Below are 24,671 nucleotides of genomic sequence, written 5' to 3'. Positions count from 1 at the left end.
ATGCCTTCAGTAAACACCATCAGTTTGATCCACGGGAGCGGTCAGCACTTCATGCCAGTCTTCACTACTGCTCTCAGTTGTTAAAGCGGGGATGAGGAGCAAATTTTTTTCTTCTGCAGTCACAGTACTGTCTGGTTGTTGTTCGATCTCAATCCGGTTGCGCCCTCTGTCTTTGGCCAGGTAGAGCTGCTGGTCGGCGCGCTCAATCCATAGCTGTCGTGTGCTGCGGATCCACTGCAGGGCATAGGCACCACCAATGCTGACAGTGACCTGGATGTCTTGCCCGGGCGCAATGCGGATGCGCAGGTTGTCTACGGCGCGCCGTATGCGCTCTGCCACGTTCTGCCCGTATGCAGTTTGGCATGCGGGTAGCACGATGGCAAATTCTTCACCACCGTAACGTGCCAGGGTGTCCATGGGGCGTATGCATTGCGCCAGAGCTTGCGCAACCTGCTGCAGCACCAGATCGCCCACGTTGTGCCCATGCTGGTCATTGACCCGCTTGAAGTGGTCAATATCCACCATCAGCAGCAAAGCGATATCGCCTGACCGGGCAACCCGGTCCAGTTCACGGTCCAGAATGGAATCAAAGTGGCGGCGGTTGGCGGTGCCTGTGAGCGGATCACGCAGGGACAGGTCGCACAAGCCATCAATAATGGCCTGCAGGTGAGCGACGAGGTCAGTCTGGGCTGCTGGCAGGGCGGCAGTCTCTCGCTCACCCAGCAAGGTAAAAGCACCGTCCAGACGGAGCTTTTGCAAAAGGGGTGATGAAGAAATAGGTTTGCCAGTCACAAACAAGATCCAGCACAAAAAACATCACGAAGTGTAGCAGTCTGCGCAGGGCAGGCAATGCTTTCCAGCTTATTTGCTGGTTTGGCAAGACCGCATGTTCAGGACTGCCTGCGAATTGGTGCGCGAGAGCAAGAGGTCTGGCCCCGGCACGAGTGCGCCTGCTTGCTCCAGTATGGCCTGAACGGGCAGCTTCAAACCACCGATATGCAGGCAAATTCCAAGCTTATGCAGGCTTCGGCGCAGGCGCAGAAAGCTCTCCACGCCTGTGACGTCAATACGGTTGATGGGCTGTGCATCCAGATACACCATGCGAATGTCACTGCGCTGCTGCAGCACATCGTTGATATAGCGCTCCAGCGCATTGGCCGAGGCAAAGTCCCATTCCGCATCCATGCGCAGCGCCAGCACGTGGGGGGCAATGGGCGGCAGGTTCCAGATGGTGCGCGAGCGCAGGCTGCCGTCGGCATGCTCGCCAATTTCCAGAATGCGCGGGTGCAGGCGCTGGTACAGGAAGTAGCACAGGCTCAGCAGCACGCCTGTGAGCACGCCCCAGTACAGACTGGGCGCGGTAGCCAGCGTGAGCGCAAAGGTGGTCAGTGCAATGCTGCCTTCCACGCGCGAGATGCGAAACAGTGCACGCAAGGTGCGTGGCTGGATGAGGTTGATGACGGCAGACACCACCACGGCCGCCAGCGCTGCCTGCGGTACGTGGTAGAGCACAGGGGTGAACCACAGCACACAGACCAGCACCAGACCAATCGCAAAGACGGTGGCCCAGCCCGACTTGGCGCCGGAGTGCAGCGTGACGGCAGAGCGGGAAAACGAAGCGCTGATGGCAAAGCTGCCACTCAGCCCGGCTGCGACCTTGGCCATGCCCTGGGCGATCAGGTCCTGGTTTTCATTCCAGCGTGTGCCCTGTTTGCGGTGCTCGACCTGGGCGCTGGAGGCTACTTCCAGAAAGCTCACCAGACTGACCATCAGCACAGGCAGCAAAAGCTGAGTGGCATCGTTCCAGGCGAGCATCTGAGGCAAAGACAGGCTGGGCAGTCCTGCAGGCAGGTGGCCTACGATGTTGCCGTCGTGTTCCGCATACCCTGTGGCAGCGCTGATGATGCCGCACAGCGCAATGACGATAACGGCCGCAGGCAGCTTGGGTGCCAGGCGCTTGAGTATCAGCAGCAGGCCCAGCCCCCCGGCGCCAAAGCACAGCGCCAAAGGATCAAAGTGGTGCAGGCTGGGGGCGCGCATCAGGGCGCTCCAGGAGCTGCGCAGGCCCAGCAGGTCGGGTAGCTGAGACAGCAAAATCAAAATACCTGCAGCCTGGGTAAAGCCATTGAGCACGGGGGAGGTCACCAGGTTCACCAGCCACCCTGCACGGATGGCGCCCATCAGCCACTGCATGGCGCCTGCCATGATGGCCAGCCATGCCGCCAGCGTGACCCATTGGGCGCTGCCGGGCTCGGTCATGCCGGCCAGAGAGGCGCCAATGAGCAGGCTGGTCAGCGCGGTCGGGCCTACACCCAGCAAAGGCGAAGCACCCCACAGTACTGCGATGAGGGAGGGGAGCAGGGCTGCATAGATGCCTGTGACCAAAGGCATGCCAGCCAGCGCTGCATAGGCCACGCCTTGTGGCAGCAGCATCAGGGCAATCGTGATGCCAGCCAGCAATTCATTGCGTGCCAGTGAAGGTGTGAGCCTGGGCCAGGCCAGAAAGGGAAGCCACCGTGTCAATTGCATAGTGGGTCAATTGTCGTTGCGCTGCAGTGGGTGCTATCCCAACATCAGGGACAGGCCGGTGTCGCAGCTGAGCAGGGTCGAAAAAACAGCCCCCGAAAACAGACAAGGCTCCCAGTGGGAGCCTTGTGAAGGAGCTTAGTCCTTGCCTTCCTGTTTGGAGATGCAGACGGCTGCGGTAAAGATCACGTCAGTCGATGAGTTCAGCGCGGTTTCTGCCGAGTCCTGCAGCACACCGATGATGAAGCCAATGGCCACTACCTGCATGGCCACATCGTTGGAGATGCCAAACAGCGAACAGGCCAGAGGAATCAGCAGCAGGGAGCCGCCAGCCACGCCGGAAGCACCGCAGGCGCAGACAGCTGCGACCACGCACAGCAAGATGGCAGTGGAAATGTCCACCACAATGCCCAGGGTGTGGGCAGCGGCCAGTGTCAGCACGCTGATGGTGATGGCCGCACCTGCCATGTTGATGGTGGCACCCAGCGGAATGGCAACGCTGTAGGTGTTTTCGTCCAGGTTCAGGCGCTTGGCAATCGCCATGTTCACCGGAATATTGGCGGCTGAGCTGCGGGTAAAGAAGGCCGTCACACCGCTTTCACGCAGGCACATCAGCACCAGTGGGTAGGGGTTGCGGCGAATCTTCCACCAGACGATGAGCGGGTTGACGACCAGGGCCACGACCAGCATGGATCCCAGCAGCACCAGCAGCAGCTGTACATAACCCATCAGCGCTTCAACGCCGGTGGCTGCGACGGTGGACGCCACCAGACCAAAAATGCCCAGAGGTGCGAGGCGGATCACGCCCTGAATAATCAGGGTGATGCCATTGGACAGGTCAGCAACTGCTCTGCGTGTGGTTTCAGCGCCATGGCGCAGGGCAATGCCAATGGCAATGGCCCACACCAGAATGCCGACGTAGTTGGCGTGCATGAGGGCGCTGACGGGGTTGTCCACGGCGTTTTTGAGCACCTGCATCAGCACTTCAGTAATGCCGCCAGGTGCGGCCATGCCCGTGGCTGCGTCAGTGAGTGTCAGCGTGGTGGGGAACAGCATGCTGGCCATGACACCAATGATGGCGGCGGTCAGCGTGCCAATGGCATACAGCCACAGAATAGGGCGCAGGTGGGAGGTCTGGCCAGGGCTGCGATTGCTGATGGCGGCAATCACCAGGACAAACACCAAAATAGGAGCAACTGCTTTCAGGGCAGAAATAAACAGTGTTCCGAGTAATTCAACCTTTAAGGCAGCTTCTGGCCAGGCAAATGCCAGCGCAGCACCTAAAACGAGTCCAATGAGGATTTGAGTCACAACGCTAGTCCGTTGTGACCAGCTCAGCACGGGTTGGAAAATCATGAAGAAAGTTGCGCCGTTTGATTTGAAGAGAAGTGGCGAGTTTAGAGGTTAATGCTTACTCTTTCAGAGGATATAACGCATAACTGTGGACTATGAAGTGATGCTTGCAGCCGCATATTTGTCCAAGCGCAAGCAAGGTATCTGCTGCTGCGCCGTGATGCATGTAGCGCAGGAAGGATAATCGGCAGCCTATGTCGTCCCCCAAAGTTCTATTCGGCTTTCATGCCGTCGGTGTGCGTCTGAAGACAGCGCCCCAATCCATTATCGAAATCTATTACGAAGCAACGCGCCGCGACGCGCGTATGCGTCAGTTCCTGGAAAAGGCGCGTGAGGCCGGTGCGCGTCTGATCGAAGCCGATGCCATGCGTATTGCAAAGCTCGCCGGCAGCCACGGTCACCAGGGTGTGGCCGCCCGTGTAGAAGAAGTCAAAGACAGCCGCACGCTGGATGAACTGCTGGACGATCTGGAAGAGTCTGGCGTCAAGAACCCGCTGCTGCTGGTGCTGGACGGCGTGACCGATCCACACAATCTCGGCGCTTGCCTGCGTGTGGCTGACGGCGCGGGTGTGCATGCTGTGATTGCACCCAAGGACCATGCTTCGGGCATCAATGCGACGGTCGCCAAGGTGGCCAGCGGTGCGGCGGAGACCGTGCCTTACTTCATGGTGACCAATCTGGCGCGCACGCTGAACCAGCTCAAGGAGCGCAATATCTGGATCATTGGCACCAGCGGTGATGCAGAAAAGCACCTGTACCAGGTAGACCTGAAAGGCCCCGTGGCACTGGTGCTCGGTGCTGAGGGTGATGGCATGCGCCAGCTCACGCGCAAGACCTGCGATGAGCTGATCAGCATCCCCATGCAGGGCGCGGTCGAGAGCCTGAACGTCTCGGTGGCCAGCGGTGTGTGCCTGTACGAAGCGGTACGCCAGCGTCAGTCATCCTAAAACAATAGCTGTCAGCGCCCGCCATGTCTGCCTTGGAGACCAAAAATACTGAAAATTTCCAGCAGGTCCGCCAGTGGCTGCAGCATGCGCAGCATGTGGCGGTGCTGACCGGGGCAGGCGTGAGCGCTGAATCCGGTGTGCCCACATTTCGTGATGCGCATACCGGCTACTGGGCGCAGTTTGATCCGCAGGAAATGGCATCGGAGCCGGGTTTTCGCGCGCACCCGCAGCGCGTGTGGCAGTGGTACAGCTACCGGCGTTCGCTGGTGCAGGCTGTGCAGCCCAACGCAGCGCATGTGGCGCTGGCCGCTTACGCCAATGCCTATCCGGGCAAGCTTCAGCTGATCACACAGAACGTAGACGGGCTGCACCAGCGTGCAGGCAGTCATGAGGTGATCTGCCTGCATGGTGATCTGATGCGCAATCAGTGGCTCAGCACCTGCTGCCCGCACTGTGATCTGGAGCAGGCATTGCAAGAAGGGGCAGAGCCTCCATGCTGTGCCGTGTGCGGCAATCTTGTGCGCCCTGGTGTGGTCTGGTTTGGAGAGTATCTGCCAGCAGAAGCCCTTGCACAGGCAGAGGCTGCGGCCAATACCTGTGAGGTGATGCTGGTGGTTGGTACGTCCGGCGTGGTGTACCCCGCAGCGGGGTTGGTATTTCAGGCCTATGAGCGCGGTGCACGCATCGTCATGGTGAACACGGAAGTCACAGAGCTGGACATGCTGGCGCATGCCTTGCTGCGTGGGTCTGCTGCACAACTGCTGCCGCAGCTGCTGCGCTAAAGCTGACGCACGCCGCTGGGAAGCTTAGTGCTTTTGCTGCGCCAGCCATTGCTCAAAAGCAGGGCGTAGATGGCTGGGCAGTGCCACCAAGTCCTGCTCGAGCACGCGTGCCATCTCCTGCAGTGTAGACAGGCGTGGGTCCAGTCCATTGCTTTCCAGGCGTTGAACCGTCATGCGGGACAGGCCTGCCTGCTGTGCCAGTTCTGCCTGTGTCATCTTGCGCGCTTTGCGCACAGCAGTCAGTGCCAGCACCAGAGGGTGGTCGGGCTTGGAGGTGTCTTCAGAATCTAGCGCTTGCATGGGGGGCGGTGCTCATCAATGCCGTATCTGCTGTGCTGCCGGGCTCAGGCAAACACATTCAGACGGGTTCCCAGATTGCCATAGCGTGCCAGTTCAGGCTGGAGCAGTGCGGACTCACTGGCGCTGGGGCTGGCAGCGGTTTTGCCGGGGTTGTGTTGTTGTGGCGCGCGGTGCTTGAGGTCCTGCATGGTCACGGTGTCCGCCATGCGGTTCTGTGCCCACGCATTCGTGGCATTGCGCAGGGCAGTGTGGTAACGAATGTCCATGAGAGAGCTCCTGTCGAGATACAGGAACTCTAATGTTTTGACGAGTGCGGCAGTCCTGTGAAAAAAACGTGATTCACCGTCTTAATCGGAGTTTGCGCTGTCAGGCCAGTGCTCCAGCCATGCGATGCGGCCTTGCCCGCCTTCATTGATGCGAGCGATCAGCTCTGCACTCAGGCTTTGCGGAATGCTCCACTGCAAATGCACCATCGATTGGTGTGCAACATTGCGCAGCGTAGCGCCTGCCAGTTCCAGTTCACGGCGCAGCCAGCCTTCCATGGCATAGGGCAGGCTGCACTGCAGTACTTCCATGCGCTGCAGTGGTACTTTTTCCGCCTTGAGCAGTGCCTGTGCGACTGCATCGGTATAGGCACGCACCAGCCCGCCAGCACCCAGCTTGACCCCACCAAAATAGCGCACCACGGTGGCCAGTACGCCTTCCAGCTCCTGGTGGCGCAGTACTTCCAGCATGGGGCGGCCTGCCGTGCCACTGGGCTCGCCATCATCCACTGCGGCCGACTGTCCGCCTGCCAGCAGGGCCCAGCAGACGTGGGCGGCACTCGGATGTTCCTGCCACAGACTGTCTACATAGGCTTGCGCAGATGCGCGGTCAGCCATGGGCTGCACGCAGCAGATAAAGCGGCTTTTCTTGATGATGAGTTCGTGATGCGTTGCTTGAGCGAGAGTCTGAGCCATAGGGGCGAGAGCTTACGGCATCTGCTGAGCCCTTGCGCTGAAAGCGATGCAGTGCAAAGCGGGACAGAAGCTTGAAGCCATGTCCTACGGTAGGTGCTGCTCAGGCACCCTACAGTCACATGGCAAGGAGAATAGCCATGTCCATTCCAGAAGATGCCTTTGCCCCTCTCCAGCATCACACCTTCGGGCGATCACATACTGTGCCGCCTCCGCTGCCAGAGTCCATCCTGCAAAAGGCTGGTGCAACCGGTGTTGCGGAGCCTGTATCTGCCATGCATGCTGGTCGCACGGCAGACGCCTCTTCCCTGGATCTGGATCAGCTGGTGCGAGGCGTCGGCGAATGGTGATACGGCGCTGACAACTCAGTGCATGCGCAGTGTCACTGCGCGCATTTATGCTTCAGGTGTTTCGGGTGTGAAGATGTCCCAGCATGCAATGAACAGTGCAGCAATGGCAGGGCCAATCACAAACCCTGTCAGGCCAAACAGGGACATGCCGCCAAGCGTGGAAATCAGAACAATGTAGTCGGGAATCTTGGTGTCCTTGCCGACCAGAATTGGGCGCAGCACGTTGTCCACCAGGCCAATCACCAAGATGCCGTAAGCCGTAAGAATCAGTCCATGGGTGACGGCGCCTGTGCTCAGAAAGTAAATGGCCACAGGCCCCCAGATCAGGCTGGCGCCAACGGCAGGCAGCAGCGACAGAAAGGCCATGACCACGCCCCATAGCACAGGGCCTTGAATACCCAGAATCCAGAAAATCAATCCGCCCAGTGCACCTTGGGCAATGGCTACAGCCACATTCCCTTTGACGGTGGCGCGAATGACGGTCGCAAACTTGTTTGCAAGATTGCGCTTGTGCACAGGATTCATGGGAATCGCATCACGCAGCCGGGTAACCAGTGTTTGTCCATCACGCAGCAGGAAATAGAGCAAATACAGCATGACACCAAAGCTCACGATAAAGCCCAGGGTGTTCTGTCCCAGCTGTACGACCTGCCCCGCCAGCAGCTTGCCCGCCTCGGCGGCAACGCTGGAGAGTTTGTCCTGAATGGCTTGTGCAGATGCCAGATTGATGCGTTCCAGAAAGCCGACCAGCCAGCTTGGCATGGCAGCATTGATTTGCTGGAAGTAGGCGCCAAAGTTGATTTGGCCTTCTGCAATACGGTTGTAAATCAGTATGGTTTCGTTAGCGACCGAAAAACCAATCAGTATCAGCGGAAGAATGACCCCTAGCAGACACAGCAGCAAGGTGATGAAGGTCGCCAGATTGTGATGCTGTGGCATGCGCTGCTGCAGACGCCGCTTCAGGGGGTAAAACAAGATGGCCAGCACCACAGCCCAGAACACAGCGCCCATGAAAGGCCACAGGATGGCAGCAAAACCAATGCTGACGGCTGTCAGCAGCAGTAAGAAGGCTTTGTTGATGGGGGGCATGCTTTGCATGGCAGGGGTGTTGGCAGCAAATAAAGCATCAGATGTTAGCGACTTGTTTGTGAATTCTTATTTTTGAAATGAAGAAGCCTGAAACTTTACATATTGATTTGGTTGGAAGCTTTCCTGTGCTCTCAATTTTGTTGCGCTGCAGAATGGAAATTTCTGCACTCTTACATAAGACCTTCATGCTGGTTTGCGGTTTAAGTGGCACAATGGCACTAGCAACATTAGGCCCTTCCCAGCCACAGTCGCATCCGCCAATCGGTACAGCCGTGTCGCGGAAGGTTTACTAACCAACTAAAGCTTCCTTCAGGGGAGCAGAGGTCAGCGGAATATGAGCGATCAGCCCACTGTCTACAAAGCCTACCAAGGCAACACCTATCTCTTCGGTGGTAACGCACCTTACGTCGAAGAGATGTACGAAAGCTATCTGGAGAACCCAGGCAGCGTTCCAGACTCTTGGCGTGAGTACTTTGATGCCCTGCAGCACGTGCCTGCAGTAGATGGCAGCAACGCCAAAGACATCCCCCACCTGCCCGTCATCAATGCGTTTGCCGAGCGTGCCAAGCAAGGCCACACCACCGTCGTGGTGGCCAATGGCGCTGACACGGAAATGGGCCGCAAGCGCGTGGCTGTGCAGCAGCTGATTGCCGCTTACCGCAATGTGGGCCAGCGCTGGGCTGATCTGGACCCACTCAAGCGCACCGAGCGTCCTGAAATTCCTGAGCTTGACCCTGCTTTCTACGGCTTCACTGATGCCGACCTGGAAGTCGTATTCAACGTAGGCAACACATTCTTCGGCAAGGAAACCATGTCCTTGCGCGAGTTGATCAATGCGCTGCGCGAGACTTACTGCGGCACCATCGGTGCTGAATTCATGTATGCCACCGACCAGGCGCAAAAGCGCTGGTGGCAGCAGCGCCTGGAGTCCATTCGCTCCAAGCCTGTACTGGATGCTGAACAGAAAAAACGCATTCTCGATCGCCTGACCGCTGCTGAAGGCCTGGAGCGCTACCTGCACACCAAGTATGTGGGTCAGAAGCGCTTCTCGCTGGAAGGTGGTGAGTCCTTCATCGTGGCGATGGACGAGCTGATCAACGCTGGCGGCAAGAAGGGTATCCAGGAAATCGTGATCGGCATGGCCCACCGTGGTCGTCTGAACGTGCTGGTGAATACCCTGGGCAAGATGCCCAAGGACCTGTTTGCTGAGTTCGATCACACTGCCCCTGAAGACCTGCCCGCTGGTGACGTGAAGTACCACCAGGGCTTCAGCTCGGACGTATCCACAGCAGGCGGCCCTGTGCACCTGTCGCTGGCGTTCAACCCTTCCCACCTGGAAATCGTGAACCCTGTGGTCGAAGGCTCGGTGCGCTCGCGCATGGATCGCCGCAACGACCCCGAAGGCAAGCAAGTGCTGCCTGTGCTGGTGCACGGTGACGCGGCTTTTGCTGGCCAAGGCGTGAACCAGGAAACCCTGGCGCTGATGCAGACCCGTGGTTACAGCACTGGCGGCACGGTACACATCATCATCAACAACCAGATTGGTTTCACCACCTCTGACCCCCGCGACAAGGGTTCGACCACCTACTGCACGGACATCGTGAAGATGGTGGAGTCGCCTGTGCTGCACGTCAACGGTGACGATCCAGAAGCTGTGGCACTGTGCATGCAGCTGGCGCTGGACTACCGCATGGAGTTCCAGCAGGACGTGGTCGTAGACATCGTCTGCTTCCGCAAGCTGGGCCACAACGAGCAGGACACCCCTGCGCTGACACAGCCCCTGATGTACAAGAAGATTGCCGCTCACCCCGGCACTCGCAAGCTGTACGCAGACAAGCTGGCTGCTCAAGGTCTGGGCGATACGTTGGGCGACGACATGGTCAAGGCCTATCGCGCAGCCATGGACGAAGGCCGTCACACCCAGGAAGTGGTGCTGACCAACTTCAAGAGCCAGTACGCTGTGGACTGGAGCCCCTTCCTGAACCAGAAGTGGACCGATGCAGGCGATACCGCGATCCCTCTGACCGAGTGGAAGCGTCTGGCCGAGAAGATCACCACGCTGCCAGATAACGTCAATCCTCACCCTCTGGTCAAAAAGGTGGTCGACGACCGTGCAGCCATGGGCCGTGGAGAGATCAATGTCGACTGGGGCATGGGCGAACACATGGCGTTTGCTTCGCTGGTGGCTTCGGGCTACCCCGTGCGTCTGTCCGGTGAAGACAGTGGCCGTGGCACCTTTACCCACCGCCATGCAGTGATTCACAACCAAAAACGTGAGAAGTGGGACGAAGGTACCTACATCCCACTGCAGAACGTGGCTGAAAACCAGGCTCCGTTCACCGTGATCGACTCCATCCTGTCTGAAGAAGCAGTGCTGGGCTTTGAATACGGCTATGCATCGAACGACCCCAACACCCTGGTGATCTGGGAAGCTCAGTTCGGTGACTTCGCCAACGGCGCGCAAGTGGTGATCGACCAGTTCATCGCCTCCGGTGAAGTGAAGTGGGGCCGTATCAATGGCCTGACACTGATGCTGCCTCACGGCTACGAAGGCCAGGGTCCAGAGCACAGCTCGGCCCGTCTGGAGCGCTTCATGCAGCTGGCCGCTGACACCAATATGCAGATCGTGCAGCCCACAACGGCCAGCCAGATCTTCCACGTGCTGCGTCGCCAAATGGTGCGCAAGCTGCGCAAGCCCCTGGTGATCATGACGCCCAAGTCGCTGCTGCGTAACAAGGACGCAACATCGCCTCTGACCGAGTTCACCTCTGGTGCCTTCCAGACCGTGCTGGGCGAGCGCGACGAAGCCATCCTGGCCAACGCCGACAAGGTCAAGCGCGTGATTGCCTGCTCCGGCAAGGTCTACTACGACCTGGTTAAGAAGCGCGCCGAGAAGGAAGCTTCTGACGTGGCCATCATCCGCGTCGAGCAGCTGTACCCCTTCCCGCACAAGGCGTTCGAAACCGAACTCAAGAAGTTCGCCAATGCCAAGGAACTGGTGTGGTGCCAGGACGAACCACAAAACCAAGGTGCGTGGTTCTTCATTCAGCACAACATCTACGAAAACATGTCCGAAGGCCAGAAGCTGGGTTATGCCGGCCGTGCCGCATCGGCATCGCCAGCCGTGGGCTATGCCCACCTGCACGCTGAGCAGCAGAAGAACCTGGTGGAAGCTGCGTTCTCCAAGCTCAAGGGCTTTGTACTGTCCAAGTAATTAAAAGTAGACCAGCCCCGCTGTGGCGGGGCTCCTCACAAACTTTTAGAAAGAATTCAAAATGGCAATCGTAGAAGTTAAGGTTCCCCAGCTGTCCGAATCCATCGCAGAAGCGACCATGCTCAACTGGAAGAAAAAGGTTGGCGAAGCTGTCGCTGTGGACGAAATCCTGATCGAAATCGAAACCGACAAGGTCGTGCTGGAAGTGCCCGCACCTTCGGCTGGCGTGCTGGTGGAAATCGTGCAGGGTGACGGTGCAACCGTGACTGCCGAGCAGCTGATCGCCAAGATCGACACCGAAGCCGTGGCTGGCGCTGCAGCATCTGCTCCCGCCGCTGCAGCAGCCCCTGCTGCCGCACCCGCTCCTGCTGCTGCACCTGCAGCCAACAAGGGCGATGTTGCCATGCCTGCTGCTGCCAAGCTGCTGGCTGAGAACAACCTGTCTGCCGCTAACGTGGCTGGTACAGGCAAGGACGGTCGCGTGACCAAGGGTGATGCACTGGCCGCGATCAAGGCTGGCGCTGCCATCCCCACAGGCGCTCCCAAGGCTGCCCTGCCTCAGGTGGCTGCTCCTGCTCTCAAGGAAGACCTGTCCGGCCGTCCTGAGCAGCGCGTGCCCATGACACGTCTGCGTGCACGTATTGCTGAGCGTCTGCTGCAGTCGCAATCGACCAACGCCATCCTGACCACGTTCAACGAAGTGAACATGGCTCCTGTGATGGAGCTGCGCAAGAAGTTCCAGGACGCTTTCACCAAGGAACACGGCGTGAAGCTGGGCTTCATGTCCTTCTTTGTGAAGGCTGCTGTGCATGCCCTGAAGAAGTACCCCGTGCTGAACGCTTCGGTGGACGGCAACGACATCATCTACCACGGCTACTTCGACATCGGTATCGCTGTTGGCTCGCCTCGTGGTCTGGTGGTGCCTATCCTGCGCAATGCTGACCAGATGAGCTTTGCCGACATCGAGAAGAAGATTGCTGAATTTGGCCAGAAGGCCAAGGACGGCAAGCTGGGCATCGAAGAGATGACTGGCGGTACCTTCTCCATCTCCAATGGCGGCACTTTCGGTTCGATGATGTCTACCCCCATCATCAACCCTCCTCAGTCTGCCATTCTGGGCGTGCACGCTACCAAGGATCGCGCTGTGGTCGAAAACGGCCAAGTGGTGGTGCGCCCCATGAACTACCTGGCCATGTCGTATGACCACCGTATCATCGACGGCCGCGAAGCCGTGCTGGGCCTGGTGGCCATGAAGGAAGCGCTGGAAGATCCTTCCCGCCTGCTGTTCGACCTGTAATTCACACAGGGTTCGCACCACGACGAAAACCCACCCTCGGCCACGCCCTGCGGTGGGTTTTTTCAAGCACTTCAGACAAGAGATTTTGAGACATGAGCAAGCAATTTGACGTTATCGTGATCGGCGCCGGCCCCGGCGGCTACATCGCAGCCATCCGCGCTGCCCAGCTGGGCAAGAACGTGGCATGTATTGATGCCTGGAGCACCGCTGCTGGCACGCCTGCACCTGGCGGTACCTGCACCAACGTGGGCTGCATTCCTTCCAAGGCCCTGCTGCAGTCGTCCGAGCACTTTGAACATGCCAAGCTGCACTTCGGTGAGCACGGCATCAGCACGGGTGAAGTGGCCATCGATGTGCCCAAGATGATCGCCCGCAAGGACGCCATCGTGAAGCAGAACAACGACGGCATCCTGTACCTGTTCAAGAAGAACAAGGTCACTTTCTTCCACGGTCTGGCTTCATTTGTGAAGGCAGTGGAAGGCGGCTACGAAATCAAGGTTGCAGGCAAGAGCGAAGAAACGCTGGTGGGTAACCAGATCGTGGTGGCCACAGGTTCCAACGCCCGTGCACTGCCCGGCGTGCCTTTTGACGAAGAAAAGGTGCTGTCCAACGACGGCGCACTGCGCATCGGCGCAGCACCCAAGAAGCTGGGTCTGATCGGCGCTGGCGTGATCGGTCTGGAAATGGGTTCCGTCTGGCGCCGTCTGGGCACGGAAGTGACCGTGCTGGAAGGCATGGACAAGTTCCTGCCCGCTGTGGACGAGCAGATCGCCAAGGAAGCCAAGAAGGCTTTTGACAAGCAAGGCCTGAAGATCGAGCTGGGCGTGAAGATCTCCAACGTCGACACCTCCGGTGCAGGCGTGAAGGTGGAGTACACCAATGCCAAGGGCGAAGCCCAGACGCTGGAAGTGGACAAGCTGATCGTCTCCATCGGCCGTACCGCCAACACCAATGGTCTGAACGCGGAAGCCGTGGGCCTGAAGGTGGACGAGCGCGGCATGATCGTCGTGGACGACGAGTGCAAGACCAATCTGCCTGGCGTGTGGGCCGTGGGTGACGTGGTGCGTGGCCCCATGCTGGCACACAAGGCGGAAGAAGAAGCCGTGGCAGTGGCCGAACGCATCGCTGGCCAGCATGGTCATGTGAATTTTGCGACACTGCCTTCCGTGATCTACACCAGCCCCGAAGTGGCATGGGTAGGCCGCAATGAGCAGCAGCTCAAGGAGCAGGGCGTGAAGTACAAGGCTGGTACTTTCCCCTTCCTGGCCAACGGCCGTGCACGTGCCCTGGGCGATACCACGGGTATGGTGAAGTTCCTGGCCGATGCCGAGACCGACGAAATCCTGGGCGTGCACATGGTCGGCCCCATGGTCTCCGAACTGATCTCCGAAGCTGTTGTGGCCATGGAGTTCAAGGCATCGAGCGAAGACATCGCCCGTATCTGCCACGCACACCCATCGCTGTCCGAGTCCACCAAGGAAGCTGCGCTGGCCGTGGATAAGCGTACGCTGAACTTCTAAACTTTTTTAGAAGCCAAATAGCCGCCAAGCCCAGGTTCTGCCTGCGCTTGGCGCTATCGTTTTATGTATTGCCTGCGTGTGAGGCAGGCAAGCAGAAAGAATTGTTGAGCATGAGCCAGTCTGTCCGTGCGGCCTACGAGGCCGAACTTGCCGCCAAAGGCTTTACTGCCGACCCTGCGCAGCTGCGCGCCGTAGAAGCGCTGCAGCGCTGTGCCGATGATTGGGCCGCTTACAAGGCGCAACGCTCGAACGCGATCAAGAAGCTGTTTCGCAAACCTGAAATCCCGCGTGGTGTCTACATGTACGGCGGGGTGGGGCGCGGCAAGAGCTTTCTGATGGATTGCTTTTTCAATACCGTCCCCATCAAGCGCAAGGTACGCCTGCACTTTCATGAGTTCATGCGCGAGGTGCACCGCGAGCTGCATCTGCTGCAGGGCACGCAGAACCCGCTCGATGCCCTGGGTGCAAAAATTGCCAAGCGCTACAAGCTCATCTGCTTTGACGAATTCCACGTGGCGGACATCACGGACGCCATGATCCTGTACCGTCTGCTGATGGCTCTGTTTGACAACGGTGTGGGTTTTGTGACCACGTCCAACTTCACCCCCGATGGCCTGTATCCGGACGGCCTGCACCGCGACCGTATCCTGCCCGCCATTGATCTGCTCAACACACGCATGGATGTGGTGAACGTGGACAATGGCACGGACTACCGCCGCCGCACGCTGGAAAAGCTCAAGCTCTACCACTGCCCGCTGGGAGAGTCCTCTGACGCTGCGATGCAGCAGACCTTTGAGCAGCTGATCGATGCGCCCGAAGAAAAACCGCTGTTCAAGATCGAGTCGCGCGAGATTCCTGCCGTGCGCCGTGCTGGTGGCGTGATCTGGTTTGACTTCCGCGAACTGTGTGGCGGTCCCCGTTCGCAGAACGACTATCTGGAAATTGCCTCGCAGTTCCATACGGTGCTGCTGTCCAACGTGCCTTACATGCCGGTCAACATGGCATCGCCTGCACGCCGCTTTACCTGGCTCGTGGATGTGCTGTACGACCGTCGCGTCAAACTCATCATGTCGGCAGCCGTGCCTCCTGAACAGCTGTACACCGAAGGCCCACTGGCCCATGAATTTCCGCGTACAGTGTCACGCTTGAATGAAATGCAGTCGCAAGAGTATCTGTCGCTCGAACGCCGCGTGGTAGATACTGGACTGACCTGAGTTTTTGACGAGCAACCATGAACCTTTCTTGCTGGCTTCCCCGTACGTGCAGTGCCCTGATGTTGAGTCTGCTGTCTGCCGCTGTCTGCGCACAGAGCGATGTGCAGGATGAGGCGGCCCATGCTGCCGCACTTGAGCAGCGTGCACAGGCGCGTGACAGGGAGCGTGCCGAGATTGAACAGGCGCGTCAGACCATTGAAGCCCGCAGAAAGGAAGCCGAAACGGCCTGCTGGCAGCGCTTTGCGGTGGAGCACTGTCTGCGCGATGCGCGCCAGACCGCACGTGAGCAGGAGCTGCCGCTGCGCCAGCGTGAACTGGAACTCAAGCAGCAGGAGCGTCAGGAAAAGGCTGATGCCCGCCTGCGCCAGATTGAGCAGAAAAAACGTGAGCGCAGCCCCGCACCCATGAACGCCACAGAGCGTCGGGCGCCTTCTGCAGCGGCTGAAAAAGCCAATCCAGAGCAAGCTGCCGCAGAGCCATCGGTAACGCCATCTGCAGCGCAGTCGGAGGCTGATCTGGCGCGCGTACAGGCAGAGCGTGAAGCACAGGCGCGTGAGCGTGCGGTCAAGACCGAGCAGGCACGCCAGAACAAGGCTGTGGAGCTTGCTGAGCGTGAGCAAGCTGAGGAAGAGCGCCGCGCCCGCGTGAAAAAATCCATGCAGGAAAAGCAGCAAAAAGCCGCAGAACGCCGCGCCAGCAAGGAGTCGCAGCCCAATGTGCAGCGCGGCAATCCATTGCCTGTGCCCGAAGGTTTGCCCCAGCCCAAGGACTGATGCGGCCCGGGTCGCCAGTGCCATAGCTGTGGCGATTTCAGTGGGAAGTACGGGCTGAAATCTTTGTAGTTCCTGTGCCTGTGGTGACTGACTGCCACGTGGATAGCCCCCATGACTCTTGAGGAACAAGTTGCCGCAGCCTTTGCGCAGGACGGCTGGCTCTCACGTGCAGAGCCACATTTCCGCCCGCGCACCGGGCAGACCGCCATGGCGCTGGCCGTGGCTGCCACCATTGAAAGTGGTGGCGTGCTGGTGGCTGAAGCCGGCACGGGCGTGGGCAAGACTTTTTCCTATCTGGTGCCTGCCTTGCTGTGCGGCAAGCGCGTGGTGATCTCCACCGCCACCAAGGCCTTGCAGGATCAGCTTTATCTGCGTGACCTGCCACGGCTGGTGCAGGCGCTGGGCATGCCGCTGCGCATTGCGCGCCTGAAAGGCCGCTCCAGCTATCTGTGCCTGCACCGCATGGGCCAGGTCCACCAGAGCAAAGTGCCGCTGGACCCCCAGGTGTTGCGCGCCGTTGCCCGTGTGCAGCAATGGTCGCATGGCACACGCACGGGAGATCTGGCGGAGCTGCCGGGGCTGGCCGAAAACTCTGCCGTGACCACGCTGGTCACTTCCACCAAGGACAACTGCCTGGGCAGCAGCTGCGAGCACTGGGAGCAGTGCCACGTCAACACCGCACGTGCACAGGCGCTGCAGGCCGATATCTGCGTGGTTAACCACCACCTGTTTTTTGCCGACATGGAAGTGCGCGACTCGGGCGTGGCGCAGTTGCTGCCTTCCGCCGGTGTCGTGGTCATGGATGAGGCCCACCAGCTCAACGAAACCGGCATTCAGTTTGCGGGCTGGGTACTGGGGACACGCCAGCTGCAGGGCTATATCAAGGATGTGCTGGCTGATGTGAACCTGCATGCCCGGGGGCAGGCAGACTGGATGCAGCTGCTGGCCCAGCTGGAGCACGCCATCAACACCTGGCGGGCAGTGGCGGGCAGCGTGCCGCAGGGCACAAGGTTGCGCTGGCTGGGGGCTGCACCGGATGGGCTGCCGGAGAGCAGCTGGCGCAAAGGCCTGCATGCCACAGGGCAGGCCTTGCGCGCCTTGCTGCTGGCACTGGCGCAGGTGACAGAAACCGCCCATGCCTTGCTGCCGCTGTACGAGCGCGGTGCACGCCTGCTGTCGCAGCTGGCCAGCTTCGCCCAGCCTGTGCCTGATGACGCAGTGCGCTGGCTGGAAGTGACGCGCCAGCACCTGCGGCTGATGGAGTCGCCCCTGAACATTGCCCGCCTGATGCGGGAGCACCTGCAGGACACGGACGATGCCCAGGACGAAGCCGCCGCACCGCGCCAGGCCTGGGTGTTTACCTCGGCCACGCTGGGCGATGACGATGACATGCGCTGGTTCACGGAAAGTTGCGGCCTGCGACAGGCACGGGTGCTCAAGGTAGAAAGCCCGTTTGACTACCAGCGCCAGGCGGTGCTCTATGTGCCTGAAGTGTTTCCAGACCCCGCGCAGCAGGCTGAACACAGCGCTGCGGTGGCGCAGCTTGCAGGCGATGGCGCCCAGGTGCTGGGTGGCCGCACGTTGGTACTCACCACCACGCTCAAGGCCCTGGAGACTATCGGCCAGCTGCTGCAGCAGCGCTTTGGCATGTTTGAACCCATGGACGTGCTGGTGCAGGGGCAGGGCTCCAAGCATGTGCTGATGGAGCGCTTTCGCGCAGGCGCGGTCAACGGTCGCGGCTGCATGCTGGTGGCGTCTTCCACGTTCTGGGAGGGCGTGGACATTCCGGGCGATGCGTTGCAGCTGGTGGTGATTGACAAGCTGCCTTTCCCGCCGCCGGACGACCCGCTGGTCGATGCCCGTTCGCGCCAGTTGGAGTCCATTGGCCGTAGCCCCTTTGTGGACTACATGCTGCCCGAGGCCTCCATGGCGCTCAAGCAGGGGGCGGGCCGCCTGATTCGCAGCGAAACTGACACCGGCATTCTGGTGGTGGCTGACACCCGGCTGCGCACCAAGTCTTATGGCAAGCGCCTGGTGCAGGCTTTGCCCCCCATGCATCGCATTGGCACGCGGGAAGCTTTTGAAGACGCGCTGGCACGTTTGGTGCGTGGAGAACTGCCTGTAGAGACTGCGCCTGCTGATGAGGACGATGTCAGCAATTCTTAAGCCTGATGGGTTCGCAATCGGCGTACGCTAGGCGCAGAGACAAATTCATTAGGGGGCAGACAAATGGTCGATCAGGTGCAAACCGTAGTGGTTGGTGCAGGTGTGGTGGGGCTGGCTGTGGCGCGTGCGCTGGCCCAGTCAGGCCGCGAGGTGATTGTGCTGGAGGCGGCCGATGCGATTGGCACGGGCACCAGCTCTCGCAACAGCGAGGTGATTCATGCCGGCATCTACTACCCCAAAGACTCGCTCAAGGCGCGGCTGTGCGTGCAGGGCAAGGAACTGCTGTATGCCTACTGCGCAGAAAAAAATGTGGAACACCGCCGCTGCGGCAAGCTGATTGTGGCCACCAGTGGCGAGCAGGTCGCGCAGTTGCAGCAGATCCAGCAAAAAGCAGCGGCCAATGGCGTGCATGACCTGCAACTCCTCACGCGCGACCAGGCGCAGGCGCTGGAGCCTGCACTGCAATGCCAGGCAGCGCTGCTTTCACCCAGCACCGGCATTGTGGACAGCCATGGGCTGATGCTGGCACTGCAGGGCGATATGGAGCAAGCTGGCGGCGCGCTGGCCTTGCTCTCGCCTGTGGTGGCAGGCCAGGTGCAGGCCGATGGCATCTTGCTGCGCACCGAAGACGGTACTGAACTGCTGGCGCAGGAAGTCATCAATGCCGCAGGCCTGTATGCGCCCGAGGTGGCTTCGCGTATTCAGGGGCTGGATGCCAAGCATGTGCCTACGGCCTACTTTGCCAAGGGCAACTATTTCACGCTCAGCGGCAAGGCACCGTTCAGCCATCTGATCTATCCCGTGCCGGAAGCCGCAGGCCTGGGCGTGCATCTGACGCTGGACCTGGGCGGGCAGGCCAAGTTTGGCCCGGATGTGGAATGGGTAGACAGCCCGGATCAGCTGCAGGTGGACCCACAGCGCTGCGCAGGCTTTTATGCCGAGGTGCGCAAGTACTGGCCCCAGCTCAAGGACGATGCACTGGCCCCCGGCTATGCAGGCATGCGCCCCAAAATTTCCGGGCCGGGGGAAGCCGTGGCAGACTTTGTCATTCAGGGCAGCAGCACCCACGGCATTGCCGGACTGGTGAATCTGTTTGGCATTGAGTCGCCCGGACTGACCAGCTGCATGGCGATTGGCGATCATGTTCTGCAAATGCTGAAAAGCGCTGGCAATGCATGATGGCTGTTGACTGACTTGGTGAGGGCTGCTGCATTCGTTAAGATGCTGACGCAGTCTTCGTTGCCCGGGCCACACAGGTTCGGGCCTCTGATTGTTCTTCTGATAGCTAGAAAGGTATCCATCATGGCAATTTCTGACACCGTTTCTTCCGCTCAAGCCGATCTCGAAAAGCTGGTCACTGACGTTCGCACCCTGCTGGCCAGCAAGGATCTGGACGCCATCCCCCAGATCAATGTGCTGCGCGAAAAGCTGGACGAAAGCGTATACCAGGTGCGTGAAAAGACCCTGAACGCCGCTTACGAAGCAGCGCGTCAGGCCAAGGACGCAGCCTATGCCGCTGACCGCTATGCCCATGACGAACCATGGCGCGTGGCAGGTGCTGCACTGGCCGTGGGTGCCTTGCTGGGCTTCTTGCTGGCCCGTCGCTAAGCGTGGACGTGAGCCCCTTGTTTTCCCTCCCAGCAAAGGAAATCTGCCGTGAACTGGATGTCAGCGATTGGATTGGACAGTTTATTAGCGCGCATTCGGACCAACCTCAATGAGGGGGCCATCGCAGCAGAAGACCGCATAGAACTGGCTCGGCTGGAATGGTCTGCGCAGAAAAAGCGCATGCAGACCATTTTTGTGCTGGGCATTGTGATGGGCGGGTTGACCATTGTGGCCCTGCTGCTGATCTCCATGGCCGTGATGGTGCAGTTCTGGGACTCGCCCCAGCGCACCGTGGTGGCATGGGTGATCGCCTGTGTATGGTTTGTGGCGTGGGTGGCAACACTGCTGGTGCTGGTGGCGGTGCTGCGCAAGTCCAGCAGGCCGTTTGAACTCACACGCGCGGAACTGGCCAAGGACTGGTCATTGATCAAGGAGCGGCTGTGAATACCTCTGTATCTACACCTGCCGAGTCGCACAGTGAATCACCTGTAACACTGTCTGCACTCGAAGCTTTGGAAAAAGATCACCGTTGGCTCAAGGCTGGTGCGGCGGAACGTGCCGTGCTGGAGCGCATAGCCAAGCAGCGTGACCGTCTGACGCAGGCCAGCAAGGCCCAGCAGCAGGCGCTTGCGCTCAAGCAAGAGCAAAAGCCTGTGCTGCGTGCTGATGCGCCCCTGCCAGATCGCGTGGTGGCCTTTGCCAGACTGCACCCGTTTGCTACAGCAACGGCGGTGGGCGCAGCCTTGATGATTGGCCCGCGCCGCATCATGCGCTACAGCGCCTGGGTGCTGCCTTTGATCAGTCGCTTCAAGCGCTGATTGCGGCTTTGGTCCGCACCATGAAAAAAGTCCAGCCTGGTGCTGGACTTTTGTTTTGATAGCTGCTTGCGCTGATGTTTAAAGGCTTTCAGATACTTTTCTATCTGAAATCCATGAATATCCAGCGCTGGAAGCTATATTTTTTGAGGTTTTGCTCAAGGGCGCATGGCCTTGATGGCCTTGGCTGCTTCCGTCACCAGCGCAGGGCCTGCATAGACCAGACCGCTGTAGATCTGCACCACGTCTGCACCGGCGTGAATCTTGGCGACGGCGTCTTGTGCACTCATGATGCCGCCCACGCCGACGATGGGAAAGCCCTTGCCCAGCGCAGCGCGCAGCTGGCTGATCACGCGGTTGCTGGCTTCAAACGCGGGCGCACCGCTCAGGCCACCGGCTTCCTCGCCGTGCTCCATGCCCTTGACGGCATCGCGGCTGAGCGTGGTGTTGGTGGCAATCACACCGTCCATGCCGTGGCGCTGCAAGGTCGCTGCAATCACCTTGACCTGGTTCTCGTCCAGATCGGGCGCAATCTTCACAAAGATGGGCACGCGGCGGCCCTGTGCGGCAGCCAGTTCCTCGCGCTTGGTGGCAATCGCGCCCAGCAGGCTGTCCAGCGCCTCGTCACTTTGCAGCGCGCGCAGGTTCTTGGTGTTGGGGGAGCTGATGTTGACCGTCACATAGTCGGCATGGGGGTACACGCCCTCCAGGCAGATCAGGTAGTCGTTCGTGGCTTCTTCGATGGGTGTGACCGCGTTCTTGCCAATGTTCAGGCCCAACAGCAGGGGCTTGTCCTGTGCGCGCACGGTGGACTTCTTGACGTTGGCGATAAAGGCATCCAGCCCGTCATTGTTAAAACCAAAGCGGTTGATGATGCCCTTGGCCGCTGGCAGGCGGAACATGCGCGGCTTGGGGTTGCCGGGCTGGGGCTTGGGCGTGACGGTGCCCACTTCCACAAAGCCAAAGCCCATGGCCGCCAGCGCATCGATGCAGCGGGCGTTTTTGTCCAGACCCGCAGCCATGCCCACGCGGTTGGGGAAGTGCAGCCCCGCCAGCGTGATGGGGTCGTTCACCTGCGGTGCAGACCAGGCCATCTGCAGCGGTGTGCCCTGGCCCTTGGCCAGCATGTTCATCGTGAAGTCATGGGCCTGTTCGGCATCCATACCAAAGAGAAAGGGTCGCACGAGCGCGTAGGGGATCAGTGACATAGGGAATAATTCGGTGGATTAACCGGATTCTCTCTCATGACGACACCTCAAGCTCCTTTGTCCCAAGATGAATTGAAAACTTTGGTCGGTCAAGCCGCACTGCAATACGTGGTTCCCGGCGAGATCGTGGGGGTGGGCACTGGCTCCACGGTCAACAAGTTCATTGATGCACTGGCCTCCATGAAGGACCAGATCAAGGGTGCGGTGTCCAGCTCCGTGGCCAGCACAGAGCGCCTGAAGGCGCTGGGCATCACGGTTTTCGATGCCAATACCGTTGAAAGCCTGTCGGTCTACATCGACGGCGCGGACGAAATCGACGGCAAGGGATTCATGGTCAAGGGCGGTGGCGCTGCACTCACGCGCGAGAAGATCGTCGCAGCCCAGGCCAAGCAGTTTGTCTGCATCGTGGATGAATCCAAGCTGGTCGAAGCCCTGGGCAACTTCCCCCTGCCAGTGGAAGTCATCCCCATGGCCGCCGCACAGATTGCGCGCAAGTTTGCAGCCATGGGCGGCACAGCCACCATCCGCATGAAGGACGGCCAGCCGCTGGTGACGGACAACGGCCAGCACATTCTGGACGTGCGCGGCCTGCGCATTACCGATCCGCTGGCGTTTGAGAGCGAAGTCAACCAGTGGCCCGGTGTGGTCACCGTAGGCGTGTTTGCCCACCAGAAGGCCTCCGTCTGCCTGATGGGGACGGCCGCTGGTGTGAAAACCTTCACCTACTGATCACCGCTTCCTAAGTAAGCCATGCTCAACATCCTCTGGTTGGGCTTTTTTATCGTGGCTGCCATCGCGGCACTGGCCCAATGGCTGGTGGGCGGGCAGCCACAAGTGTTTGCACAGATGGTGCAGGCACTGTTTGCCATGGCCAAGCTCTCGGTCGAGGTCATGGTGCTGCTGTTTGGCACGCTCACTCTGTGGCTGGGCTTTTTGCGCATTGCCGAAGAAGCAGGTGTGGTGCAGTGGCTGGGCAAGGTGCTGGGGCCGCTGTTTGCCAAGCTCATGCCTGAAGTGCCACGCGGCCACCCGGCGCTGGGCCTCATCACCCTGAACTTTGCTGCCAATGGCCTGGGGCTGGACAACGCCGCCACGCCCATGGGCCTCAAAGCCATGAAGGCGCTGCAGGAGCTCAACCCCAAGCCTGACACTGCCACCAACGCGCAGATTCTGTTCTTGGTGCTCAACGCCTCATCGCTCACGCTGCTGCCCGTCACCATCTTTATGTACCGCATGCAGCAGGGCGCGGCAGACCCCACTCTGGTGTTTCTGCCCATCTTGCTGGCTACGTCGGCTTCTACGTTGGTCGGGCTGCTGTCCGTGGCACTGGTGCAGCGGCTACCCATTTTTAGCCCCGTGGTACTGGCCTATCTGCTGCCTGTGGCGCTGGGCCTGGCGGCGTTCATGGCGCTGCTGACCACGCTCAGTGCGGCGGCGCTGGCTTCGCTGTCATCCTTGCTGGGTAACTTCACGCTGTTTGCTTTGATTCTGCTGTTTGTCTGCATGGGTGCGTACAAGAAGGTGCCGGTGTATGACAGCTTTGTGGCAGGCGCCAAAGAAGGCTTTGATGTGGCCAAGGGCCTGCTGCCGTACCTGGTCGCCATGCTCTGCGCCGTGGGGGTATTTCGCGCCTCGGGCGCGCTGGACTATGTGCTGGACGCCATTCGCTGGTGCGTCCACCTGCTGGGCATGGATGGCCGCTTTGTGGATGCGTTGCCCACGGCCCTTGTCAAACCCTTTTCCGGCAGCGCCGCCCGCGCCATGCTGATTGAAACCATGCAAAGCCAGGGTGTGGACAGTTTTGCCGCGCTGGCTGCCGCCACCATTCAAGGCAGTACCGAAACCACCTTTTATGTGCTGGCGGTGTACTTTGGCGCAGTAGGCATTCAGAAGGCCCGCCATGCAGTGCCTTGTGCGCTGCTGGCAGAGCTGGCGGGGGTGGTAGCGGCGATTGGGGTCACGTATTGGTTTTTTGGGTGAGCGTGCGATAGAGCTTGGTGGGCTTGTTGGGGGTGGCATGCTTGGCTTGCCGAAGGGGGTCGGGTTTCGCCCCGACAGCCGATTTCCTTTTCTTTGCCTTGCCAAAGAAAAGGAATCTTCACGCTTGTGTGGGGCGGAACTCATATGGCGGAGCAATGTGAGTGGAGAGTAAAAGAAAGGCGACTCTGTTACCTGCGACCCTTCGCATTCGCTGCGGGTAACCTGCGGTGCTCGCCTGTGGGGTGCGCCGCAGAACTCGCTGCACGCCTTTGTCGTTGCGCACAGACAGCTGCGGCGAGTCAGTCTACGAAGCGTGTGCGCTGCGCCCGCGTCTTGCTGCGCACACGCCACCCCACAGGCTGTGCGCCTCGGCGCAGGTAGAAGGGAGTGGGGGGAGCACCTGTCGTTGGGTGCTTCATGAAATATGGCTGTAGCGCCCATGTATCAAGCACTGGTAGCTATGGATTTTGTATTTACCCCCTCTCCCGCTTGCGGAAGTGAAGCGGATATCTTGCCTTTTCGTGCACGGTAGCGGCCTGAGGCGGTGACGGGCCTAGCCTTTGGCGTTGTGTC

The 24,671-nt window shown here is 59.8% G+C and carries 23 protein-coding genes; 15 read left to right on the top strand and 8 right to left on the bottom strand.

All coding sequences use genetic code 11. The features are described 5' to 3' along the window. Positions 1 to 6 precede the first annotated feature (6 nt). From F7P80_RS05880 to sstT, 3 genes are all read right to left on the bottom strand, one after another. A complete protein-coding gene (locus F7P80_RS05880; protein WP_151043384.1) occupies positions 7 to 759 on the bottom strand; it encodes a GGDEF domain-containing protein in 753 nt (250 codons plus the stop codon). A 102-nt stretch (positions 760 to 861) separates the two neighbouring features. Then, positions 862 to 2,529 carry a SulP family inorganic anion transporter gene (locus F7P80_RS05875; RefSeq protein WP_151043382.1) on the bottom strand — a complete coding sequence of 556 codons (1,668 nt, stop codon included), beginning with the start codon at positions 2,527 to 2,529 and terminating at the stop codon, positions 862 to 864. Between the two features lie 135 nt (positions 2,530 to 2,664). Then, positions 2,665 to 3,882 (bottom strand): serine/threonine transporter SstT, encoded by a 1,218-nt coding sequence (gene sstT, locus F7P80_RS05870; RefSeq protein ID WP_054067244.1) that lies wholly within the window; start codon positions 3,880 to 3,882, stop codon positions 2,665 to 2,667. Positions 3,883 to 4,073: 191 nt separating this feature from the next. Between sstT and rlmB the strand changes: the two genes are divergently transcribed. Both rlmB and F7P80_RS05860 read left to right on the top strand, forming a co-directional pair. Then, positions 4,074 to 4,826, top strand: a complete 753-nt coding sequence (gene rlmB / locus F7P80_RS05865; protein ID WP_054067245.1) for a 23S rRNA (guanosine(2251)-2'-O)-methyltransferase RlmB — start codon at positions 4,074 to 4,076, stop codon at positions 4,824 to 4,826. 23 nt (positions 4,827 to 4,849) lie between these two features. Continuing rightward, complete coding sequence (locus F7P80_RS05860; protein ID WP_151043380.1) at positions 4,850 to 5,608, top strand: SIR2 family NAD-dependent protein deacylase; 759 nt, start codon at positions 4,850 to 4,852, stop codon at positions 5,606 to 5,608. 24 nt (positions 5,609 to 5,632) lie between these two features. Here the strand turns inward: F7P80_RS05860 and F7P80_RS05855 are convergent, their stop codons facing one another. The 3 genes from F7P80_RS05855 to F7P80_RS05845 form a co-directional block, all read right to left on the bottom strand. Then, positions 5,633 to 5,908 carry a helix-turn-helix domain-containing protein gene (locus F7P80_RS05855; protein WP_077344660.1) on the bottom strand — a complete coding sequence of 92 codons (276 nt, stop codon included), beginning with the start codon at positions 5,906 to 5,908 and terminating at the stop codon, positions 5,633 to 5,635. Between the two features lie 44 nt (positions 5,909 to 5,952). Beyond that, complete coding sequence (locus F7P80_RS05850; RefSeq protein ID WP_054067247.1) at positions 5,953 to 6,174, bottom strand: hypothetical protein; 222 nt, start codon at positions 6,172 to 6,174, stop codon at positions 5,953 to 5,955. 81 nt (positions 6,175 to 6,255) lie between these two features. Beyond that, positions 6,256 to 6,867, bottom strand: a complete 612-nt coding sequence (locus F7P80_RS05845) for an IMPACT family protein (RefSeq protein ID WP_054067248.1) — start codon at positions 6,865 to 6,867, stop codon at positions 6,256 to 6,258. Between the two features lie 137 nt (positions 6,868 to 7,004). On the opposite strand from F7P80_RS05845, the gene F7P80_RS05840 reads away from it, so the two are divergent. After that, a complete protein-coding gene (locus tag F7P80_RS05840) occupies positions 7,005 to 7,214 on the top strand; it encodes a hypothetical protein (protein ID WP_151043378.1) in 210 nt (69 codons plus the stop codon). A gap of 45 nt (positions 7,215 to 7,259) precedes the next feature. On the opposite strand, the gene F7P80_RS05835 is transcribed toward F7P80_RS05840, so the two are convergent. Beyond that, on the bottom strand, positions 7,260 to 8,312 hold the full coding sequence (locus F7P80_RS05835) for an AI-2E family transporter (RefSeq protein WP_054067250.1): 1,053 nt from the start codon (positions 8,310 to 8,312) through the stop codon (positions 7,260 to 7,262). Positions 8,313 to 8,637: 325 nt separating this feature from the next. Here F7P80_RS05835 and F7P80_RS05830 point away from each other — a divergent pair, with 325 nt between their 5' ends. The 10 genes from F7P80_RS05830 (at position 8,638) to F7P80_RS05785 (ending at position 20,913) form a co-directional block, all read left to right on the top strand. After that, a complete protein-coding gene (locus F7P80_RS05830) occupies positions 8,638 to 11,517 on the top strand; it encodes a 2-oxoglutarate dehydrogenase E1 component (RefSeq protein ID WP_151043376.1) in 2,880 nt (959 codons plus the stop codon). A gap of 61 nt (positions 11,518 to 11,578) precedes the next feature. Continuing rightward, positions 11,579 to 12,814, top strand: coding sequence for a 2-oxoglutarate dehydrogenase complex dihydrolipoyllysine-residue succinyltransferase (odhB, locus tag F7P80_RS05825; RefSeq protein ID WP_058880203.1), 1,236 nt, complete (start codon positions 11,579 to 11,581; stop codon positions 12,812 to 12,814). A 92-nt stretch (positions 12,815 to 12,906) separates the two neighbouring features. Beyond that, complete coding sequence (gene lpdA / locus F7P80_RS05820) at positions 12,907 to 14,334, top strand: dihydrolipoyl dehydrogenase (RefSeq protein ID WP_151043374.1); 1,428 nt, start codon at positions 12,907 to 12,909, stop codon at positions 14,332 to 14,334. A gap of 110 nt (positions 14,335 to 14,444) precedes the next feature. Further along, a complete protein-coding gene (gene zapE / locus F7P80_RS05815; protein ID WP_151043372.1) occupies positions 14,445 to 15,548 on the top strand; it encodes a cell division protein ZapE in 1,104 nt (367 codons plus the stop codon). Positions 15,549 to 15,607: 59 nt separating this feature from the next. Continuing rightward, positions 15,608 to 16,321, top strand: a complete 714-nt coding sequence (locus tag F7P80_RS05810) for a hypothetical protein (protein WP_151043370.1) — start codon at positions 15,608 to 15,610, stop codon at positions 16,319 to 16,321. Between the two features lie 111 nt (positions 16,322 to 16,432). Continuing rightward, positions 16,433 to 18,487, top strand: a complete 2,055-nt coding sequence (gene yoaA / locus F7P80_RS05805) for a DNA repair helicase YoaA (protein WP_077344622.1) — start codon at positions 16,433 to 16,435, stop codon at positions 18,485 to 18,487. Positions 18,488 to 18,550: 63 nt separating this feature from the next. Further along, entirely contained in the window at positions 18,551 to 19,666 is a 1,116-nt protein-coding gene (locus F7P80_RS05800) for an NAD(P)/FAD-dependent oxidoreductase (protein WP_151043368.1), read from the top strand. Between the two features lie 123 nt (positions 19,667 to 19,789). After that, on the top strand, positions 19,790 to 20,095 hold the full coding sequence (locus F7P80_RS05795; RefSeq protein WP_054067256.1) for a glycine zipper domain-containing protein: 306 nt from the start codon (positions 19,790 to 19,792) through the stop codon (positions 20,093 to 20,095). A gap of 48 nt (positions 20,096 to 20,143) precedes the next feature. Then, complete coding sequence (locus F7P80_RS05790; RefSeq protein WP_054067257.1) at positions 20,144 to 20,539, top strand: phage holin family protein; 396 nt, start codon at positions 20,144 to 20,146, stop codon at positions 20,537 to 20,539. Continuing rightward, the gene (locus F7P80_RS05785) at positions 20,536 to 20,913 is read left to right on the top strand and encodes a hypothetical protein (protein ID WP_130932709.1); all 378 of its coding nucleotides are present in this window, start codon (positions 20,536 to 20,538) and stop codon (positions 20,911 to 20,913) included. Before F7P80_RS05790 ends, F7P80_RS05785 begins: the two co-directional genes overlap by 4 nt. 155 nt (positions 20,914 to 21,068) lie before the next feature. Here F7P80_RS05785 and F7P80_RS05780 read toward each other — a convergent pair whose 3' ends face one another. Then, complete coding sequence (locus tag F7P80_RS05780; RefSeq protein WP_151043366.1) at positions 21,069 to 22,118, bottom strand: quinone-dependent dihydroorotate dehydrogenase; 1,050 nt, start codon at positions 22,116 to 22,118, stop codon at positions 21,069 to 21,071. Between the two features lie 36 nt (positions 22,119 to 22,154). On the opposite strand from F7P80_RS05780, the gene rpiA reads away from it, so the two are divergent. Further along, on the top strand, positions 22,155 to 22,847 hold the full coding sequence (gene rpiA, locus F7P80_RS05775; protein WP_054067260.1) for a ribose-5-phosphate isomerase RpiA: 693 nt from the start codon (positions 22,155 to 22,157) through the stop codon (positions 22,845 to 22,847). 21 nt (positions 22,848 to 22,868) lie between these two features. Continuing rightward, positions 22,869 to 24,098, top strand: coding sequence for a nucleoside recognition domain-containing protein (locus tag F7P80_RS05770; RefSeq protein WP_054067261.1), 1,230 nt, complete (start codon positions 22,869 to 22,871; stop codon positions 24,096 to 24,098). The last annotated feature ends 573 nt before the right edge of the window (positions 24,099 to 24,671 follow it).

Source organism: Comamonas kerstersii (assembly GCF_008801935.1).
GTDB classification, from domain to species: domain Bacteria; phylum Pseudomonadota; class Gammaproteobacteria; order Burkholderiales; family Burkholderiaceae_C; genus Comamonas; species Comamonas kerstersii.
Note: the sequence above shows the minus strand (reverse complement) of the source record. Positions and strands in the feature narration are given on the sequence as shown.

What these genes read in the sequence shown, in the direction of transcription:
- F7P80_RS05875 (WP_151043382.1), bottom strand. Translation starts at nt 2,529, where the DNA reads ATGCAATTGACACGGTGGCTTCCCTTTCTGGCCTGGCCCAGGCTCACA.
- sstT (WP_054067244.1), bottom strand. Translation starts at nt 3,882, where the DNA reads ATGATTTTCCAACCCGTGCTGAGCTGGTCACAACGGACTAGCGTTGTG.
- rlmB (WP_054067245.1), top strand. Translation starts at nt 4,074, where the DNA reads ATGTCGTCCCCCAAAGTTCTATTCGGCTTTCATGCCGTCGGTGTGCGT.
- F7P80_RS05860 (WP_151043380.1), top strand. Translation starts at nt 4,850, where the DNA reads ATGTCTGCCTTGGAGACCAAAAATACTGAAAATTTCCAGCAGGTCCGC.
- F7P80_RS05855 (WP_077344660.1), bottom strand. Translation starts at nt 5,908, where the DNA reads ATGCAAGCGCTAGATTCTGAAGACACCTCCAAGCCCGACCACCCTCTG.
- F7P80_RS05850 (WP_054067247.1), bottom strand. Translation starts at nt 6,174, where the DNA reads ATGGACATTCGTTACCACACTGCCCTGCGCAATGCCACGAATGCGTGG.
- F7P80_RS05845 (WP_054067248.1), bottom strand. Translation starts at nt 6,867, where the DNA reads ATGGCTCAGACTCTCGCTCAAGCAACGCATCACGAACTCATCATCAAG.
- F7P80_RS05840 (WP_151043378.1), top strand. Translation starts at nt 7,005, where the DNA reads ATGTCCATTCCAGAAGATGCCTTTGCCCCTCTCCAGCATCACACCTTC.
- F7P80_RS05835 (WP_054067250.1), bottom strand. Translation starts at nt 8,312, where the DNA reads ATGCAAAGCATGCCCCCCATCAACAAAGCCTTCTTACTGCTGCTGACA.
- F7P80_RS05830 (WP_151043376.1), top strand. Translation starts at nt 8,638, where the DNA reads ATGAGCGATCAGCCCACTGTCTACAAAGCCTACCAAGGCAACACCTAT.
- odhB (WP_058880203.1), top strand. Translation starts at nt 11,579, where the DNA reads ATGGCAATCGTAGAAGTTAAGGTTCCCCAGCTGTCCGAATCCATCGCA.
- lpdA (WP_151043374.1), top strand. Translation starts at nt 12,907, where the DNA reads ATGAGCAAGCAATTTGACGTTATCGTGATCGGCGCCGGCCCCGGCGGC.
- zapE (WP_151043372.1), top strand. Translation starts at nt 14,445, where the DNA reads ATGAGCCAGTCTGTCCGTGCGGCCTACGAGGCCGAACTTGCCGCCAAA.
- F7P80_RS05810 (WP_151043370.1), top strand. Translation starts at nt 15,608, where the DNA reads ATGTTGAGTCTGCTGTCTGCCGCTGTCTGCGCACAGAGCGATGTGCAG.
- yoaA (WP_077344622.1), top strand. Translation starts at nt 16,433, where the DNA reads ATGACTCTTGAGGAACAAGTTGCCGCAGCCTTTGCGCAGGACGGCTGG.
- F7P80_RS05800 (WP_151043368.1), top strand. Translation starts at nt 18,551, where the DNA reads ATGGTCGATCAGGTGCAAACCGTAGTGGTTGGTGCAGGTGTGGTGGGG.
- F7P80_RS05795 (WP_054067256.1), top strand. Translation starts at nt 19,790, where the DNA reads ATGGCAATTTCTGACACCGTTTCTTCCGCTCAAGCCGATCTCGAAAAG.
- F7P80_RS05780 (WP_151043366.1), bottom strand. Translation starts at nt 22,118, where the DNA reads ATGTCACTGATCCCCTACGCGCTCGTGCGACCCTTTCTCTTTGGTATG.
- rpiA (WP_054067260.1), top strand. Translation starts at nt 22,155, where the DNA reads ATGACGACACCTCAAGCTCCTTTGTCCCAAGATGAATTGAAAACTTTG.
- F7P80_RS05770 (WP_054067261.1), top strand. Translation starts at nt 22,869, where the DNA reads ATGCTCAACATCCTCTGGTTGGGCTTTTTTATCGTGGCTGCCATCGCG.